At 72.4% G+C, this 17739-nt stretch carries 12 protein-coding genes; 6 read left to right on the plus strand and 6 right to left on the minus strand.

Annotated features, from left to right (window positions below):
• Nucleotides 1-34 precede the first annotated feature (34 nt).
• Together SCAB_RS06405 and SCAB_RS06410 are read right to left on the minus strand one after the other, a co-directional pair.
• Nucleotides 35-1375 (minus strand): SDR family NAD(P)-dependent oxidoreductase, encoded by a 1341-nt coding sequence (locus SCAB_RS06405; RefSeq protein ID WP_012999234.1) that lies wholly within the window; start codon nt 1373-1375, stop codon nt 35-37.
• Nucleotides 1376-1586: 211 nt separating this feature from the next.
• Nucleotides 1587-1835, minus strand: coding sequence for a WhiB family transcriptional regulator (locus tag SCAB_RS06410; RefSeq protein WP_049875842.1), 249 nt, complete (start codon nt 1833-1835; stop codon nt 1587-1589).
• 389 nt (nt 1836-2224) lie between these two features.
• On the opposite strand from SCAB_RS06410, the gene SCAB_RS06415 reads away from it, so the two are divergent.
• Entirely contained in the window at nt 2225-3442 is a 1218-nt protein-coding gene (locus tag SCAB_RS06415; RefSeq protein WP_012999236.1) for a glycoside hydrolase family 64 protein, read from the plus strand.
• A 71-nt stretch (nt 3443-3513) separates the two neighbouring features.
• Here the strand turns inward: SCAB_RS06415 and SCAB_RS06420 are convergent, their stop codons facing one another.
• On the minus strand, nt 3514-5481 hold the full coding sequence (locus SCAB_RS06420; protein ID WP_231884899.1) for a helix-turn-helix domain-containing protein: 1968 nt from the start codon (nt 5479-5481) through the stop codon (nt 3514-3516).
• 385 nt (nt 5482-5866) lie between these two features.
• On the opposite strand from SCAB_RS06420, the gene SCAB_RS06425 reads away from it, so the two are divergent.
• Nucleotides 5867-6325 (plus strand): hypothetical protein, encoded by a 459-nt coding sequence (locus SCAB_RS06425; protein ID WP_231884900.1) that lies wholly within the window; start codon nt 5867-5869, stop codon nt 6323-6325.
• A gap of 10 nt (nt 6326-6335) precedes the next feature.
• On the opposite strand, the gene SCAB_RS06430 is transcribed toward SCAB_RS06425, so the two are convergent.
• Nucleotides 6336-7394 carry a LacI family DNA-binding transcriptional regulator gene (locus SCAB_RS06430; RefSeq protein WP_012999239.1) on the minus strand — a complete coding sequence of 353 codons (1059 nt, stop codon included), beginning with the start codon at nt 7392-7394 and terminating at the stop codon, nt 6336-6338.
• A gap of 154 nt (nt 7395-7548) precedes the next feature.
• Between SCAB_RS06430 and SCAB_RS06435 the strand changes: the two genes are divergently transcribed.
• A complete protein-coding gene (locus SCAB_RS06435; RefSeq protein WP_012999240.1) occupies nt 7549-8424 on the plus strand; it encodes a hypothetical protein in 876 nt (291 codons plus the stop codon).
• Between the two features lie 33 nt (nt 8425-8457).
• Here SCAB_RS06435 and SCAB_RS06440 read toward each other — a convergent pair whose 3' ends face one another.
• Entirely contained in the window at nt 8458-9516 is a 1059-nt protein-coding gene (locus SCAB_RS06440) for a multicopper oxidase domain-containing protein (protein ID WP_231885224.1), read from the minus strand.
• 199 nt (nt 9517-9715) lie between these two features.
• On the opposite strand from SCAB_RS06440, the gene SCAB_RS06445 reads away from it, so the two are divergent.
• The 3 genes from SCAB_RS06445 to SCAB_RS06455 all read left to right on the plus strand — a co-directional run bounded on the left by SCAB_RS06445 (nt 9716) and on the right by SCAB_RS06455 (nt 16634).
• On the plus strand, nt 9716-12196 hold the full coding sequence (locus tag SCAB_RS06445) for a ThuA domain-containing protein (protein ID WP_173402843.1): 2481 nt from the start codon (nt 9716-9718) through the stop codon (nt 12194-12196).
• Complete coding sequence (locus SCAB_RS06450) at nt 12196-14400, plus strand: OmpL47-type beta-barrel domain-containing protein (RefSeq protein ID WP_173402844.1); 2205 nt, start codon at nt 12196-12198, stop codon at nt 14398-14400. The genes SCAB_RS06445 and SCAB_RS06450 overlap by 1 nt, the downstream gene beginning before the upstream one ends.
• A gap of 104 nt (nt 14401-14504) precedes the next feature.
• Entirely contained in the window at nt 14505-16634 is a 2130-nt protein-coding gene (locus SCAB_RS06455) for a HEAT repeat domain-containing protein (protein ID WP_012999244.1), read from the plus strand.
• A 61-nt stretch (nt 16635-16695) separates the two neighbouring features.
• On the opposite strand, the gene ligD is transcribed toward SCAB_RS06455, so the two are convergent.
• Nucleotides 16696-17706 carry a non-homologous end-joining DNA ligase gene (gene ligD, locus SCAB_RS06460; RefSeq protein ID WP_012999245.1) on the minus strand — a complete coding sequence of 337 codons (1011 nt, stop codon included), beginning with the start codon at nt 17704-17706 and terminating at the stop codon, nt 16696-16698.
• Nucleotides 17707-17739 lie beyond the last annotated feature (33 nt).

Here is a 17739-nt window from a genome sequence, read left to right on the forward strand (position 1 = left end):
CGGCCGGTGACGGCGTGGCACGGACCCGGCCGGCTCACCACTCCGCCTCCCGGTAGTCCTTGAGAAAGACACCCGACACCGGGTCGCCCGCCTCGCCGCGCACGATCGGGTCGTAGACGCGGGCCGCGCCGTCGACGATGTCGAGCGGGGTACGGAAACCGGCACGCGCCATGCGCTGCTTCTTCGGGGCCGGGTTCTCGTCGGTGATCCAGCCGGTGTCGACGGCGCACATGTGCACGCCCCGGTCGGCGAGTTCGGCCGCGCTGGTGCGGGTGAGCATGTTGAGCGCGGCCTTGGCCATGTTGGTGTGCGGATGCCCGGCCGTCTTGTTGCGTACGGCGAAGCGGCCCTCGACGGCGGTCACGTTGACCACGTACCGGCGCGGGCGCGGCGCGGAGAGCAGCAGCGGCAGCAGCCGGTCGCACAGGAGCGCGGGGGCGAGGGAGTTGACCAGCTGCGTCTCCAGGACCTCCGCGGGGTCGAGCGAACCGAGCCGCGCGGACCAGGAGTTCTCCGGGGAGGGGTCGGGCAGCAGCCCGGCCTCGTCGGCCTCGCGCAGGGCGACGGGCAGGGCGGCGGCGCCGTTCTCCAGCATCCGCATCGGTGTGAACCCGGGTGCCTGCCGCGCGCCCTCGGGCAGTGCGTCCAGCTCCGCGCCGGCCAGCAGCGCGTACGACTCCGGTGGCCGGCGTACCGTCTGGGCCGCGTTGTTCACCAGGATGTCGAGCGGCTCGCCCTCCTGCCGCAACTGCTCGCACAGGCCCAGCACCTGACGCGGGTCGCGCAGGTCGACCGCGACGACGGTCAGCCGGTCGAGCCACTTCCCGGCTCCGGGCTCGGCCCGGAAGCGGCGTACCGTGTCGTGCGGGAAGCGGCTGGTGACGAGCAGGTCGGCGCCGTCGCGCAGCATCATCAGCGCCAGCTGGAAACCGATCTTCACCCGGCCGCCGGTGAGCAGCACACGTCGGCCGCTCAGGTCGGTGCTCAGAGCACGCCGCGCGGTGTTGTCGGCGGCGCACTCCGGGCACAGCCGGTGGTAGAAGGAGTCGACGTGTCGATAGGACGCCTTGCAGACATAGCAGTGCTGCGACCTATGGAGCACTCCCCCGCCGCCCGCCGCTCGTGGCGACAGCGGGGCGTCCTCGCGCCGCTCCGGGGCGCCGGTGGCGGTCGCGGCCGTCACGGCGGCGTCCGCGGCGGACCGCGCGGCGTCGAGCGCCTGGCGCCTGCGCTTCCAGCCGTTGCGGACGAAGGAGGCGGCGACCCGCTCGGTCCGCAGCCGCACGGGGTCGTCCACGGGCAGCGCCCGCAGCCGGCCGACCGTACGGTGGAAGGCCGCCAGCTCCTCCTCGGTGATACCGCCGCCCTCGCCCATGCGTGCCCCCGCCCCGCGTGTCCCGCGCCCTGTGCCCCGTACCGCTGATCCGTCCGGCCGCACGGCCGTCGCAAGCGTGCCCGGATCCTATGCGACCGCCCTGGTCAGGGCCCACCGGTTTGTCACCGACGGGCCTGCGGCGGGAGGCAGTTCACGAGAAGAGCGGTGGGAGGGCGGTGCGCCGGGATGCGGGGGACGCGCTGCCCTCGGGTCAGCCGCCCTCGGCGCGGCGGAGCCGCAGTCTCTCCTTCTCGGAGAGTCCGCCCCAGACGCCGAACCGCTCGTCGTGGGACAGGGCGTACGCGAGACACTCGGTGCGCATCTCGCACATCCCGCAGATGCGCTTCGCCTCGCGCACCGAACTGCCGGGCTCGGGAAAGAAGAAGTCGGCCCCCGTCTGCGCGCACAGCGCCCGCTCCTGCCAGGCACTGTCGATCGGGGTGATCGTGTCGTTGTGCATGTCCGGCATCGTGCCGCGCGCCGAAAAACGTTCGATCAACGCGGCATCAACACGACGGCCGCAGGCGGCCGTCGCCCGCGGCGAGCGCCTGCGCCGGAGACCGGTCGCCCGGGCCTCGCGTCCCCGCATGGTCCCCGGAACCGGTGCGGCGGCGCACGACGGCGCGCCGGGCGAAGCCGTGCGGAGCGCGGGCCACCTGCCGGGACGCGGGCGTCGGGACGGGGTTCGGACATCGTTCGGTGTGTCGTCATCTCATGAAGACACCAAAGTCTTGAGAGCGCTCTCAGTCATAAGTATTGACGGCTCAACGTCCCCTGGGAACAGTGGGTGCACCACAGCAGGGGCCCCGTCCGCTGTGCCTCCACTCCCCCACGTGCCAGGAGGCCATCGTGATCTCCCGCCGTATCTTCCTGTCCGGAACCACTGCCGCCGTCGGCGCGACCGCCCTCGGGGGCGCTCTCGGCCCACCCGCCCAGGCCGCCCCCGCGACCTGCCAACTCGCTCTGCGCAACGCCTCGTTGCCGGGCACGGTCCGGGCGTACGTCACCGGGCACGAGCAGGCGACGGGCGCCTGGGTGCTGCTGCGGGCCGACGGGAGCGTCTACCGGCCGTCCTCGCCCGCGGCGCCGCAGACACCCCTGCCGGTCGACTGCGCGATCCCGCTCGGCGCGGCGGGTTCGGCGCCCACCGTGCTGACGCTTCCTCAGATGTTCGGCGCCCGGATCTACTTCGTGCGCGACAGCACCCTGCAGTTCTTCCTCAACCCGGGCCCGGCGCTGGTCGAGCCCGCCTTCGCGACACCCGCCGACCCCAACTACGGCAAGACCTGGTCGTTCTGCGAGTTCACGTTCAACTCCACGCAACTGTTCGCCAACATCAGTTACGTCGACCTCGTGACGGCCCTGCCGATCGGGCTGACCCTGGAGGGCGACGGCACGCACACGGTCGCGCCGCTGCCCGACGGGGCGGTGGGCCGGATCGCGGCGGACCTGGTGGCGCAGTCGGCGCGGGACGGGCAGCCGTGGGACCGGCTCGTCATCCGCGGCGGCGACGGCAGGGTGCTGCGGGTCATCTCCCCGCAGAACCTGATGGCGCCGTACTTCGGGCAGCCGGACCGCATGCCGTTCCGCACCTACTGGGACTCCTACGTCAACCAGGTGTGGGAGAAGTACCGGAGCACGGACCTGCGGATCGACCTCCAGGGCGGGCGGGGCGTCCTCGCCGGCCGCGTCGTCGGCGACACGCTCACCTTCGCCGGCGGGCACTCCTTCGCCCGCCCGGCCTCGAAGGACATCTTCACCTGCAACCACGGCCCGTTCGCCAACAACCCCGGTGATCCCGACACCAAGAAGGCGCTGCTCGCCAGGCTCGCCGCCGGATTCAACCGCTCGATCATGCTCACCCACCCCACCCAGCCGAACGGGACGACCACGGCCGACTACTACCGGGGGACCGTGACGAACCACTGGTCACGGGTGGTGCACGCCAACTCGCCCATCGGATATGCCTTCCCCTACGACGACGTACGCCCCGACGGCCAGCCGGACGTGTCGGGCGCGGCCCACGACGGCAACCCGCGCCGGTTCACGGTGACCGTGGGCGCGTGAGTACTCCGTCACGACCGACGGCCCCGGCCGGCGCCTGTCGGCCGGGGCCTCGACGCTCGGGGCCAGGTGGATCAGCCGTCCGCCGAGGACGGTTCCCGGCGCACCGGCCTGAGACTCCGCGGGTGCTCTTCGAGGAGGATCGGCTGCTCGGTGATTCTGATGGTGTCGCCGGGCCGTACGGGGGTCACCGTGCCGTCGAGGCGGTGCACGGCCGCCAGGTCCGGTGCGGAGGTGGTGACGGCGGTGCCGGAGTCGGTCCAGCGGATGGCGGCCTCGTGCCGCAGCCGGGACCCCGTCACGGTGAACCTGCACTCCCACACGTTGTCGCCGAGGCCCGAGGCCAGACCGTGGCCGCACGAGTGGATCCGGGCGTGGGCGAGCCAGCGTTGCAGTCGCTCGACCGCCAGCGCCGCCTGTGTCGGCGCACCGCCCTCGGCCTGCAGCACGATGGGGATCTTGGTGCCGCCCCAGTTGTAGAAGTACATGCGCTCGACGTTGGCGTTCCGTGCGTAGAGCCCCACGAGGTAGAAGCGCACCGCGTAGTCGGCGGCCCTGCGGCGGCCCAGAGGTTTCTGGAGGGGGATCTCGTACATGGTGCCGGTGTTCCACAGACGGGGATGGACCCCGGCGTGGTGCAGGATCCGGTCGACGGTGCGGGTGAGCGCGAGCATGGTCTCCGGCGGATCGGAGGCCGTGCGCTGGTACAGCTTGACGCCCGCGACGTCGCAGTGGCGGTATCCGCCGAGTTCCGCGAAGCGTTCGAACACGCGGACGGCCTCCGGGTCCCACAGGCGCCCCATGCCGGGGCACACGACGGTGGCGTCCGGGTCGACGGCCCGGATCGTCCGGGCGGCTCTGCGGACCATCTCGACCAGTGTCCGCACGCTGCCGTCGTAGAACCGCGGGTCGTTCGCCAGCACCCACAGCTCGTACGCCTCGATGCGGCCCTCGTACCGCTCGACCAGGGCGCGCACGTACGTGTCCCAGTCGGCGAGACGGTCGGGGGGCGCGGCCCGGGAGCCGTCGGCGTAGGGGCCGACAGGGCCGTCCGGGCTGGCCCAGCGCGGAGTGCCGCCCATGACGAACAGTGCGGGCAGACGGGCACGTTCGGCCCCGTCGACCAGCCGGTCGAGGATGCTCCAGTCGAACTCGCCCCGCCGGGGCTGGATGTTGGACCAGCGCGTGTCGCTGTCCCACAGACGCACCGCCCCGGTCCGGAACGACGGCATGGTGCCCGTGGTGCTGTTGAGGGTGACGCCGAAGAGAGTGGACGGTACGGGGGCCGGGGCGCTCACCCAGGCGGGGCCGGGTATCCACTGCCGGGCCGACCCTGACGAGGAGTCACGGTCGGCCGGGCTGCTGCCCGTTGCGGTCACCGCCACCACCAGGGTCATCAGCGCGGCGGAGAGCACCAGCAGCAGCGAGCGTCTTCGCTGTCGTGGCACGCGGTTGGTGGGGCCGGCGGTCGGGGAGTTCGTGCCGGCAGGGACACCCGCGGGGACTCCCGGTCCGGCGGCGGCACCCGGCCCGGTGGAAACGGGGACGCCGGGCCGCTCGGCTTCCTCGGGGCGCTCGGGGCGGTCGTCCCCGCCGTCGTCCGGAAGGCCGTCGGAAACCGCCTCCGGAACGTCGTCGCAAGCCTCGTCCGGGAGGCCGTCCGGTGTCTCCTCCGCGGCGGCGGACGGCAGTTCGTCCTGGCCGGCGGGCGGCACCTCGCCCCGAGCGTCGGACCACGCCTCGTCGCGCGCGTCGGCGGGCACATCCTCCGGGCCGGCGGACGCGGCCATCCACAGCTGGTGCAGCGCCGCCATCTCGGCCCTGCCGGCGTTGCACGCCTTCGCGATGCGCTCGACCGTGGCGAAGTCCGGCGGCACGATCTGTCCGGTGCAGTACCGGTACACGGTCGACTTGCTGGCGCGGACGCTCTGGCCGATCCACTGATAGCTGTGCCCGCTGCGCTGCTTGAGGTCTTCGAGGAGGGCCCCGAGCTGCTTGCGATGCGACGCCTGGGCCATGTGGTTCCCCTGGTTCTCTGCCACGGCATCGGTCCGGTACGAGGCCGCCCCCCCAGCAGCCGTGCGCACAGTATGCGCCACTGTCGAACGCCGGTTCGCCGCCGCGGAACCCCTCCCCCGGCGTACCCGGACCGTGCGCCCGGGCCCCTCACCCCCGGCCGTAGCGTTCCAGCGCTGCGCGTTCTCCCAGTCCAGGGCGTGGACCGCGTTCCAGGCGTGCCAACTTGCCGTGCCGCTCTTGTCCTTCGGTTTCCGGCCATCGAAGATCTTCCTCGCCGGGCGAACCGGCGACGGGGGGACACGCACCACGGCAACGCTGCCGCGCCGGCGACACCTGCACCCGTCCGTCCCGAGCGGGGACTCCGCGGAACGTGCCGCGGGACGCCGGGAGATCCAGGGAGGAATTCTGTTGAGGAAGAGCTTCGTGTCCGCGGTGCTGGTCACCGTGGTCGCAGCGACGATGAATCTGACCGCACTGACCGGTCCGGCGGCGGCCTCGACCTGTGACACTCCGAACTGCGGCGGTGAGGTCGACAACAACACCAACGCCTACCTGTCCATCTCCAACTGCTGGGCCGACTCCTACGGCACCTGGGAGAACGGCGACAACCTGCCGTGCCACGGCAACCCGGTGCGGGTGGGCAACATGCGGAACGCGCGGGTCTGGCTGTCACCCGGGCAGCGGGAGGACAACTACTCGTCCTTCTACGACACCGATGCCGTGAGGTTCCCGAAGGACTGCAAGACCTACTACCACTGGTGGGGCCAGTCGAAGGAGGCGAATTCGGAGGACCGCCGGGGCAAGGACGCCATCTGGCGGAAGATCACCAACGCCGACCACTTCTACTTCGACCGGGTCGTCTGCTGAGCCGGAGCTCCTATGCAGAGGCGCGTCGCACCAGTGTGGTCGGCAGGACCACGCTGGTCGGCGCGCCGACCGGCGTCCGGCCCCCCTGCCGGTCGGCGGCCGTCCGCTCCAGCCCCCGGAGCAGCAGCCGGGCCATCAACCGGCCCATCTCCTCGATGTCCTGACGGACCGTCGTCAGCGGCGGTTCGGAGTGCTCGGCCACCGGGAGCATGTCGTCGAAGCCGACCACGGCGACGTCCTCGGGCACCCGCCGCCCCCGCTCCCGCAGCACGCGCAGCGCCCCGGCCGCGGACACGTCGTTGGCGGCGAACACCGCGTCCACCTCCGGGCAGCGTTCGAGGAGTGCCCGCATCGCGCGCTCCCCGCCCGCCGGGGTGAAGTCGCCCTCCTCGATCAGCCGGGGGTCGGCGTCCACCATGACGTCCCGGAAGCCGTCGAGCCGGTCCACCGCGGAGGTCTGGTCGAGCGGCCCGGTGATGTGGGCGATCCGGGTGCGGCCGAGGCCGACGAGATGCCGTACCGCGTCCCGCGCGCCGCCCCGGTTGTCGCTGTCGACGTACACGGTGGGCGTGTCTCCCCGGGTGCCGTCCGCCCAGCCGGGCCGGCCGCCGAACACGGTCGGGACGCCGGCGCCCCGGATCAGGCCCGGCAGCGGGTCGTCCAGGTGCAGCGAGAAGACCAGCGCCCCGTCGACGTGCCCGCCGGCGAGATAGCGGCCCACGCGCGCGTAGTCCTCCGGGCCCTCGGTGAGCAGCAGGACGAGCTGGGAGTCGTGCGCGGTCAACTCCTTGCTGATGCCGCGGAGCTGCAGGGCGAAGAAGGGGTCGGCGAAGACCCTGGTCTCCGGTTCGGCGATCACCACGGCCACGGCGTCGTGCCGCCGGGTGACGAGGCTGCGGGCCGCCTGGTTCGGCACGTACCCGAGCTCCTCGACCGCCCTGCGCACCCGCTCGACCAGCACCTCCCGTACGCCCTCGCCTCCGTTGACCACCCGGGACACCGTCGCCCTGGACACCCCGGCCCGCGCGGCCACGGCCTCCAGCGTGGGGCGCGACGCTGTCTCGGTCACTGGTGGTCTCTCCTCCGGGGCGGGTGCGATCAGGATAGCCCTGGGGACAAGGCCGTTGAGAGCGCTCCCTGATCACCGGCCGACCCGGCCGAAATCCCGTTGCGCTGCGGGCCGTCGGTGCCCGAGGATCCCCGGATGACCATGAGAAAGGCCCATGAGGGCTGAGCGCCTGTCCCCGTACGCCCGCCTGCCGCGCGCGTACCGCGACCTTCATCCCCGGCACAGCACGATCGACGCGTCCGGTCGTGCCCACTGGCTGCTGACCGAGCACGCGGACCCCTCGCCGCCGTACGACGCGGTGGTCGTCACGGTCACGGACGGCGGCGTCGGCACGACCGGCCTCGGCCCGGTGTCGGCCCGCTTCCCACGACTGGACTCCCTCCCGGACGGCGGCTTCGTCGTGGCCGACGCACGCAGCCGTGACGGCGACGACCAGGTGCAGGTGTTCGACGCGCTGGGCCGCCACTCGTGGACGTTCCGTGTCGGCGACGCCATCGAGCACCTGCTGACCGACGAAGCCGGTGACCTGTGGATCGGCTACTTCGACGAGGGCGTCTTCGGCGACCCGCTGAGCGCGCCGGGCGCCCGCCGCTGGAGCAGCACGGGCACCGCGCTGTGGGAGTACCGGCCGCCCCCGGGCGTCGACCACATCGCCGACTGCTACGCCCTCAACGTGGGCCGCGGCGGGGCCTGGGTGTACCCGTACACGGGGTTTCCGCTGGTGGAGGTCGGGGGTGACGGCTCGCTCCGGGCGCGTACGACGGGGGTGGACGGCGCGTCGGGCGTGGCCGTGCACGAGGACCGGGCCGCGTTCCTCGGCGGTTACCGGGGCAACCGCGACCGGCTCACCCTGGCCCGCCTCACCGACACCTCCGTCGAGACCGTCCGCACGGCGCTCCTGACCCGACCGGACGGCGCGCCCCTGCACCTGCGGCGCCGGGTCGTGAGCCGGGGGACGCGGCTGTACGTGCAGGAGGAGCCGTACGCCGAGTGGTTCGTGTGCGACGTCGGGGCGTCACGGGCGGGGTGAGCCTCGCGGGCGTCACCCCGCCCCGTCCGTGCCTCAGTGGTGGTGGGAGGTCCCGGTCGGGCCGGCCCCGTCCGTCGTACCGGCCGTCGTACCGTCCGCCGTACCGGCCGTCCCGGGATCGGCGGCGGTGTGCGGCTTGTGCGGCTCGTACCCCGGGATCGTCCCGTCCGTCTTGCGCACCAGGAACAGGCCGGCCATGCCCATGTCCGAGTGACTCTGGACGTGGCAGTGGTACATCCAGGCGCCGGCCCCCACCCCCTCGCCCGCGATGACCTGGAAGCCGAAGGAGTCGGCGGGGCCGACGATCTTGTTGTCGATCACCTGGCTGGGGTCGTCGGGGCCGGTGAGGGTGCCGGTGCGGTTGTCGGCCCAGCGGTGACCGTGCATATGGAAGGTGTGGTAGTACTCGCCGTGCGTGATGACGACGAACTCGACGCGGTCACCGACGGTGGCGTCGAAGTCGGGGCCGGTGTGGGCGGGCTTGTTGTTGATGCGCAGGTCGTTGAAGACGATCGTGACGGTCTTGTCGGGCAGGACGTCGCCCTTGCGGCGGACGACGACCGGACCGTAGAGACCCTTGCGGATGCCGCCCGTGCCGTGTGCGGTGCCGACGGCGTGGTCGTGGTAGTGCCAGTATCCGGCGCTGCCCGGACGCCAGGTGCCGTCCGGACGGGTGCCGGGGGCGTGGGTGCGCCAGGTGTAGGTGCGGGTGCCGCCGGGCTCGACCTCGCTCCTGTTCAGCTTGGTGCCGTCGCTGGAGGTCTCGTAGTCGAGACCGTGGACGTGCAGGCTCGCCGTCACGTCCATCGTGTTCTCGAACTCGATGTGCAGCGTGTCGCCCTCGTTCAGCTCGATCAGCGGGCCCGGTATGGAGGCCTTGCCCTTCTCCAGGCCGTAGCCCATCTGCCCGTCGGCCAGCTTCTCGGCGTACAGCTTGACGTGCTTGACCTCGCCGCCCGCCGGAGCCGTCCTCGCCCTGGCGGCGGCGCTCACGGCCTCGGGGGCGGCGACGGTCTCGAGAGCCACGGACAACGATGTCGCGGCGGCCGCGCCGCCCAGCAGCACCCGCCGGTTGAACCCTCGCCTGTCCATGGCGTCCATGCGGAACTCCCCACGTTCATACGGATCTTGCGGAGACGCACCTGTGATCAACCCGTGTGACGGTAGCGGCACCCCAGCCGTTTCTCCACACCCAGGACAAAGTTCGCACCATTCCGGTCATAGGTCTTGGCGAGCCGCGCAAATGGGGGCTAGCTTCCATGGCGCTGTTGCTGTGACCGAGGAGGTGCCCATGTACTTACGAGGGTTGAGCGACGCCAAGAGACGGGCCTGGGCGGCCACGCTGACCGCTTCGGTCGTCACCGCGGGGCTCCTGTCGGGCCCCGTGGCCCACGCGGGCCAGGCGCCCGAACCGCGACTGACAACGATGTCGATCACCTCCCCGCCGGGCGGCTCCGGCCCCCGGGTGCTGATCTTCCACGGCTCCGCGGCGGCCGGGGACGAGTCGCCCGTGGTGAACGCCGGGATCGAGGCGATCGAGCGGATCGGCCTGTCGGGGCCGGCCTCCGAACGGTTCGAGACCGTCGCCACCGGCGACGCGTCCGTCTTCACCGACGCGAGCCGGCTGAGCGGGTTCAACGCCGTCGTCTTCCTCACCGGTGGAGGTGACGTCCTCGATCCCGAGCAGGAGGCGGGGCTGGAGAGCTACATGGAGGCGGGCGGCGGGTTCGTCGGTGTCCATGACGCGGCCCGCGCCGAGCCGTACTCGGACTGGTTCACGGGCCTGATCGGTGCCCGCCCGGCCGCGTCCGGTCCGACGGCCGTGCAGCGGGCGACCGTCGAGGTCGGCGACCGGAGGCATCCGGCCACCAAGGATCTGCCCGTGCAGTGGAAGCGGCCGGACAAGTGGCTCAACTGGACGAAGAACCCGTCCGGCACCGTGCACACCGTGGCCCGGGTCCGCGAGTCCACGTACCGGCCGGGAGCGGGCGCCAACGGCTGGGACCATCCGGTGAGCTGGTGCCGTGACTACGACGGCGGCCGTTCCTTCTACACGGCGATGGGCGGAACCGTCTCGGCGTACGACGAGACCGACTTCCGCGGCCATCTGCGCGGCGCCCTGCTGTGGACCTCCCGGCTGGCCCGGGCGGACTGCAAGGCCACCATCGACGCCAACTACCGGGCCGAGCGGCTGACCCGGCCCAACCAGCCGGGGCAGAACGACCAGATCGGCGAGCCGCACGGCCTGGTCACCGCACCCGACGGACGGGTCCTCTACATCGGCCGGGGCGGCGCCGACTCCTCCCGGCCGGTGGTCACCGACTGGAACAACCCCGACATCGGCAAGGGTCAGGGCGAGATCCACGTCTACGACCCCCGGACGAAGAAGGTCACCCTCGCGGGCGCGCTCACCGTCTTCGGCAACAAGGGCGGCGGAGACGAGCTGATCAAGGTCGAGGAGGGGCTGCTGGGCATCGAGCTGGACCCCGGCTTCCAGCGGAACGGCTGGGTGTACCTGCACTACACACCGCACTCCCGGATCGACCGTGACACCCGCACGGCCGAGCGCCGCGTCTCCCGCTTCACCCTCGACCTCGCGACGAACAAGCTCGACCTGGGCAGCGAGAAGACCCTGCTGAAGTGGCCGGTGCAGATCCACAGCTGCTGCCACGCGGGCGGCGGGATGACCTGGGACTCCGAGGGCAACCTGTACATCGCGACCGGGGACAACAACTCCAGCGGATTCAGCGGCGGTTACTCCGGCAACAACCCCGAACCGAACTACAAGGGGCTGTCGTTCGCCGACGCGCGCCGCACCGCCGGCAACACCAACAACCTCAACGGCAAGATCCTGCGCATCCATCCCGAACCGGACGGCACCTACACCCTGCCCCCGGGCAACCTCTTCACCGGCCGGGAGACCGCCGAGGGCGGTGGCAAGACCCGCGGCGAGATCTATGTGATGGGCGTCAGGAACCCCGCGCGGATCTTCGTCGACCGGCGGACGGACGTCCTCTACGCCGGCTGGGTCGGCCCCGACGCCGGCGCGCCGTCGACGACCTGGGGCCCGGCGAAGTACGACACCTTCGCCGCGATCACCGAGGCCGGCAACCGGGGCTGGCCGTACTGCATGGGCAACAAGCAGCCCTACCGCGACCGTGATCTGCCGGATCCGTCGAAGCCGCTGGGCTGGTACGACTGCGACCACCCGAAGAACGAGTCCCCCAACAACGACGGACTCGTCAACCTGCCCCCCGTGACCGGCAACAACATCTGGTACTCGCCGCAGGGAGGCGCCCCCGACTTCCCCCGGGACGCGAGCGGCATCCCCTCCTACAAGAACGAGGAGGCGACCTACCTGCTGCCGTGGCTCAAGGGCGGCGGCCAGGCCACGATGAACGGGCCGGTCTACCGGTACTCCGCCTCGGGTGACGACGCGGTCCGCTGGCCCGCCTACTGGGACGGCAAGTGGTTCGTCGGCGACTTCTACGACGCCGACCAGCCGCGCCACGCGGTGGTCATGGACCCGAGGAACCAGGGCAGCGGCGGACTCCCGGTCCACGCGGAGTCGCTGAAGAAGATCGTGCCGGTCGGGGCCGACGGCATCAGGAACCTCATGGACTGGAAGTTCGGACCGGACGGCGCGCTGTACGTCCTCGACTACGGACGCGGTTTCTTCACCTCGGACGCCAAGTCGGCGCTGTGGCGCGTCACCTACACGGGCGGCGGTCCGACACCGGCGGCCCACGAGCTGGCGAGGAAGGCGGAGTGATGCGGAGCAGACGTGTGTGGGCGGCCCTGCTGGCGGCCCTGCTGACGGTGGTCGGGCTGACGTCGACGCCCGCGTCCGGCCGTACGGAGGGCGCGCGGCAGCGGGCCGCCGGCCAGGTGCTCACCTGGACCGCCGGGGACGACATCACCAAGTACCTGACGGCCCCGCGGACCGCCGTGGCGGGCCCCACCACCCTGGTCTTCGAGAACAGCAGGGCGACCGGCAACACCATGGGGATGCCGCACACCCTGACCTTCGACGTCTCCGACCCGGAGTACAACAACGACGTGCCGCTCAACATCCTCGCCAACCCCGGCGACGACCAGGGCGGCCGGCACACCGCCGAGGTCACGCTCACCCCGGGCCGCTACCGCTACTACTGCACGATCCCCGGACACGGTCAGATGCAGGGCATCCTCGTGGTGACGGAGGGGACGGGCGAGGACACCACCGCGCCGGAGACGTCGGCCGAGGTCACCGGGACACGCAACTCCGAGGGCGCGTACGTTGGTTCGGCGTCGGTGGCCGTACGGGCGACCGACCCGGGCGGCTCCGGGGTGGAACGCGTGGAGTACGCGCTCGGCGGCACCGGCGCCTGGCTGCCGTACACCGCGCCCGTGGTGATCGACCGGGTCGGCACGCACGAGGTCCGCTACCGGGCGGTCGACAGGGCGGGCAACACGGCGGCTGAGAAGAGCGTCGGGTTCACCGTCGTGGCACCGCCGACGGACGACACCACCGCGCCGGAGACCTCGGCGACGGTGACCGGCGAGAGGAACCCGCAGGGCGACTACGTTTCCATGGCGACGGTCACCGTCTCCGCGTCGGACACCGGATCGGGCGTCAACACCATCGAGTACGCGCTCGGCGACTCGGGGACCTGGCGGCCCTACACCGCACCCGTGATGGTGCACGAGACCGGCACGCACCAGGTGCGGTACCGGGCCACGGACAGGGCGGGGAACGTCTCGGCGGAGAAGAACGTCGGGTTCACCGTCGTGGCACCGCCCGCCGAGGACCGGACTCCCCCGGTGACGGGCGCGACCGTCGAGGGCGACCGGAACTCCGCCGGTGCGTACCTCAGGAGCGCGAAGGTCACCGTCGGCGCGACCGACCACGGCGGCTCGGGCGTCGCCACGGTCGAGTACTCCCTGGACGGCGGCCCCTATCTCGCCTACGGCGCGCCCGTGGTGGTCGATCGCGCGGGCACCCACACGGTGGCCTACCGGGCGAGCGACAAGGCGGGCAACACGGCCGCCGCGCGCTCGGTGAGCTTCACCGTCGTCGCGGGCGGCGGGGTTCCCGCCCCCAACTGCGCCGAGTACGACGAGCGGTTGACGGTCTTCGTCGGCACGGTCGACTCGGGAGTGCCGAACCGGGTCACCGACAACCGGTGCCGGATCAACGAGTTGATCGAGGACGAGAAGGAGTGGACGTCCCACGTCCTGTTCCTGAAGCACGTGGACACCGTCCTCGGCAGGCTGCTGAAGAACGGGGTCGTCGACGCCCGCGAGCACACGGCCGTGCGGGAGGCCGCGGAGAGGTCCGGCATCGGCAGGCCCGGACAGACGGAGGGCTACCGCACGATCCTCGACGGCACGGCCGAGTCCTTCGCCAAGTGGCAGCAGGTGGGCGGCGGTTCGTTCGCGCGGAACGCGGACGGCTCGATCACCTCCGGCACCACGAGGGACGGGCTCGGCATGCTGTGGTTCCCCGAACGGAAGTACGGCGACTTCTCACTGCGCCTGCAGTGGCGGGACGACGCCCCCGGCACCGGCAACGCCAACTCCGGTGTGTTCGTGCGCTTCCCGGGGGTCCACGACCACCCCGAGGAGTCGCGGCCCGAGTGGGTCGCCATCAAGTACGGCCATGAGGTCCAGGTCTTCGACCGGCCCGACGGCGACCTGTACAAGACCGGGTCGGTGTACGGCTTCGACCGGGTGGGGCTCGCCGGCGCGGGCGTCACCCAGAAGGGCACCTGGAACGACTACGAGATCCGCGTGGTCGACCAGCACTACTCGGTCTACCGCAACGGCGTCCTGATCAACGAGTTCGACAACACCGGCGGCCAGGACTTCAGTCCGCCCCGCGCGGACGACCCGGGCACGGACGGACGGCGGTTCGCCTCCGGCTACCTCGGCCTCCAGGTGCACGGCACGACGGACGTCGTCTCCTACCGGGACGTCAGGATCAAGGAGCTGTAGGGACTCGCGGGCCCCCTCCGGCCCGGCCGGCCCGTTGTCGGTGGCGTACGGCAAGCTGTGATCAGTGGCTGCCGTACGCCACTGCCGTGCGACGGGGAGGCTGTGTGCTCACGGGGATCGACGACGTCGACTGGGCGTCGATGGGACACGCGTACACCGATTCGGCGACCGACGTCCCGGACCTGCTGCGGGGTCTGGCGTCGGACGACCCCGCCGAACGGGACCTCGCGCTGGACAGCATGTACGGGGCGGTGCACCACCAGGGGGACGTGTACGGCAGCACCGTGGCCTGCATCCCGTTCCTGTTCGAGCTGGCGTCGCGGGAGGGCCTGGCCGACCGCGCCGCCCTCGTGCACCTGCTGTGCAGCATCGGGGGCGACGGCGAGGAGAAACCCGACCCGGAGGAGGTCGGCGGTCTCTTCGAGGACGAGGAGGAGGACGCGGCGTACGTCCGGCCGTTCCTGGACGCCTGGGAGGGGGTGCGCGCGCGTGCGGACGTCTTCCTCGGGCTGCTCGCCGACCCTGACCCGGAGGTACGGGCGGCTGCGGCCGCGGCGCTGGCCCTGGTGCACCCGGATCCGGCGCGTGCCTTCACCGCGCTGAGCGCCCGGCTGCCGCACGAGCGGGAGGCGGGGGCTCAGCTGGCGCTGGTGGACGCGGTCGGAGAACTGGCCGTCAGGCACGGGGAGGACGTGGCGGAGCGGGCCGGTCCCGTGCTGGGCGCGGCGGCCCGACGGGACGACTGCGCCCCCGAGGCGCGGCTGACCGCGCTCGATCATCTGGCGCACGGCGCGCCGGGGTCGCTGCCCGAGGACACCGCGGAGATCGCCGTCGAGGTGCTGGGGCAGGCGTACGAGCGGCGGACGTCCGCCGCCGGGACGCCCGGCCCGACACCGGAGCGGCCCCGGACGCCCACGCTGGTGTCGCATCTGCGTGAACTGGAGGCCGCACGGCACGCGGAGGCGGACGCCGACGAGACCCACGACATCCTGCGCCGGCTGCACCGCTCGCTGGGCGACCGGACCGACATACGGTTCCCGCTGCTGATCGACCAGCTCGGCAGCCCCGACCGGGAGCGGCGCCTGCGGGCGATCGCCATGTGCGGCGAGGTGCTGCGGGGATGGCGGGCCCGGGACGACGAGCCGGTGACCGCGCTCGCCCGGCAGCTGCGGGAGCCCGACCTCGGGCTGTGCCGGGCCGCGTTGGGCGAGCTGCGCGATCTCGCCCCGATCACCGGTGCCGTCACCGATGAGGTGGTGGACTTCCTCATGGAGTTCTCGTCGGGCACCCGGGGCGACGAACAGGGCCTGTCCTGGGACGACATGGCGTTCGGCAGGGCCATCGACCTGCTGGCGCTCCAGGGCGACGAGCGCATGGTGAACGCGGTGCGGTCCGCAGTGGGCCGGCTCCCCGAACCGCCGGCGCATCTTCAGCGGTGGCTGCGGGCGTTCGACCCCGGGACGGCCGCCGAACTGGGGCCCGTGCTGCACGACCGGCTCGCCGCGCTCGGGCCGGACGACCGGAGCGCCACCGGGGACCTTCTCGTCGGCGGGCTGGGCCTCATCGCGCACGCCGAGTCGCTGGACCTGCTCGTCGGACGGCTGCGCGCGAGCGGGGGCGGCGGGACGGCGCGGCGGTGCGTGCTGCGCGCCCTGTCCCGCTATGGCGAGGCGGCGGCCGGAACGGCGCCGCTGCTGCGGGAGTTGACCCGGGAGGCCGAACCCCCCGACGACCGCCTGGCAGCCGCCCACGCCCTGTGGGCGACGACCGGGGACACCGCGACGGCGCTGCCCGCCCTGCGGTCCGGTCTGGAGTCCGGCGACCGGGCCGTCCGCGACCTCGCCCTGCGGCTGCTGGGCTCCCTGGGTCCGGCGGCGGCGCCCCTGGGCGACGTCCTGCGCACGGCGGACGGGACCGCCCGTGCCGCGATCGCCCTCTGGCAGGTGACCGCCGACACCGAGGCGGCTCTGCCGCGCCTCCTGCGCCATTGGACCGCCGATCCCGGGTTCCGGCCGTCGATCGCGGCCTGCCTCGCCGAGATGGGCGCCGCCGCGGCCCCGGCGCTTCCCCTGCTGCGGGCGGAACTGGCGTCACCGCGCCGCCATCACCACGACGGGTCCGCCGACCCCCGCCAGGACATCACGGCGGACGAGGAGCTGCTGAGGGACTGCCGGCGCACGGTCACGGTCCTGGAGTCCGGCGCGGGGACCGGTCCGGAGGGGAGCACCGCGTGACGGGCGGGACGCCTGCGCTCCTCCCCGTCACTCGTCCCGCCCGCGCCTCACGGGCGGCGGGTCAGCCCTTCCTGGCCCGGCTCGGCTGCACCCGCTTCGGCTCGCCCGGCATCTTCGGGTACTCCGGCGGATACGGCAGATCCCCGAGGCCGTGGTCGTGTTCGTCCCGCGCCGCCAGTTCCAGCAGCGCCTCCAGCGAGAACGCGTGCTCGTCCATGTCGGCGTGGACGTCCCCCACCTCGGCGAAACGCGACGGCATGGTCCCCAGGTCGAAGTCGCGCGGCACGGCGGCCCCGACCTCGTCCCAGGTGAGGGGGGCGGAGACGGGCGCGTGCGGGTGGGGCCGTACGGAGTAGGCGGAGGCGATGGTGCGGTCGCGGGCGGTCTGGTTGTAGTCGACGAAGATCTTCGCGCCGCGTTCCTCCTTCCACCAGGCCGTGGTCACCTGCTCGGGCATCCGGCGCTCCAGTTCGCGGGCCACGGCGATGGCCGACCGGCGCACCTGGGTGAAGGTCCAGTCCGGCCGGATCGGCACGAAGACGTGCAGGCCCCGCCCGCCGGAGGTCTTGGGCCAGCCGCGCAGCCCGCCGTACTCGTGCAGCACCTCGCGCAGTTCGTGCGCCGCGCGCACCGCGTCCCCGTAGTCGGTGCCGGGCTGGGGGTCGAGGTCGATCCGGAGTTCGTCGGGGCGGTCGACGTCGGCGCGGCGGACCGGCCAGGGGTGGAAGGTGAGCGTGCCGAACTGGGCGGCCCACACGACGGCGGCGACCTCGGTGGGGCACATCTCGTCGGCGCTGCGGCCGCTGGGGAAGGTGATGTGGGCGGTGGGGATCCAGTCGGGCATGTTCTTGGGGGCCCGCTTCTGGAAGAAGTTCTCGCCCGCGACCCCTTCCGGGTAGCGCTCCAGCGTGGTGGGCCGGTCGCGCAGGGCGCGCAGGATGCCGGGGCCCACGGCGATGTAGTACCGGGCGAGGTCCAGCTTGGTGAAGCCGCGCTCCGGGAAGAAGATCTTTCCCGGGCTCGACAGCCGTACCGTCCGCCCCGCCGCCTCCAGCTCCACCGCTTCGCCCATGCGAGCCACGGTAGGCGGAGCGGAGGAAAGCCG

The sequence above is a fragment of the Streptomyces scabiei 87.22 genome (genome assembly GCF_000091305.1).
Lineage (GTDB): Bacteria > Actinomycetota > Actinomycetes > Streptomycetales > Streptomycetaceae > Streptomyces > Streptomyces scabiei.

Bases quoted from the DNA above. Each gene is read 5' to 3' on its own strand.
- SCAB_RS06435 (WP_012999240.1), top strand. From the start codon at position 7,549: ATGAGGGCTGAGCGCCTGTCCCCGTACGCCCGCCTGCCGCGCGCGTAC.
- SCAB_RS06440 (WP_231885224.1), bottom strand. From the start codon at position 9,516: ATGGACAGGCGAGGGTTCAACCGGCGGGTGCTGCTGGGCGGCGCGGCC.
- SCAB_RS06405 (WP_012999234.1), bottom strand. From the start codon at position 1,375: ATGGGCGAGGGCGGCGGTATCACCGAGGAGGAGCTGGCGGCCTTCCAC.
- SCAB_RS06410 (WP_049875842.1), bottom strand. From the start codon at position 1,835: ATGCACAACGACACGATCACCCCGATCGACAGTGCCTGGCAGGAGCGG.
- SCAB_RS06445 (WP_173402843.1), top strand. From the start codon at position 9,716: ATGTACTTACGAGGGTTGAGCGACGCCAAGAGACGGGCCTGGGCGGCC.
- ligD (WP_012999245.1), bottom strand. From the start codon at position 17,706: ATGGGCGAAGCGGTGGAGCTGGAGGCGGCGGGGCGGACGGTACGGCTG.
- SCAB_RS06450 (WP_173402844.1), top strand. From the start codon at position 12,196: ATGCGGAGCAGACGTGTGTGGGCGGCCCTGCTGGCGGCCCTGCTGACG.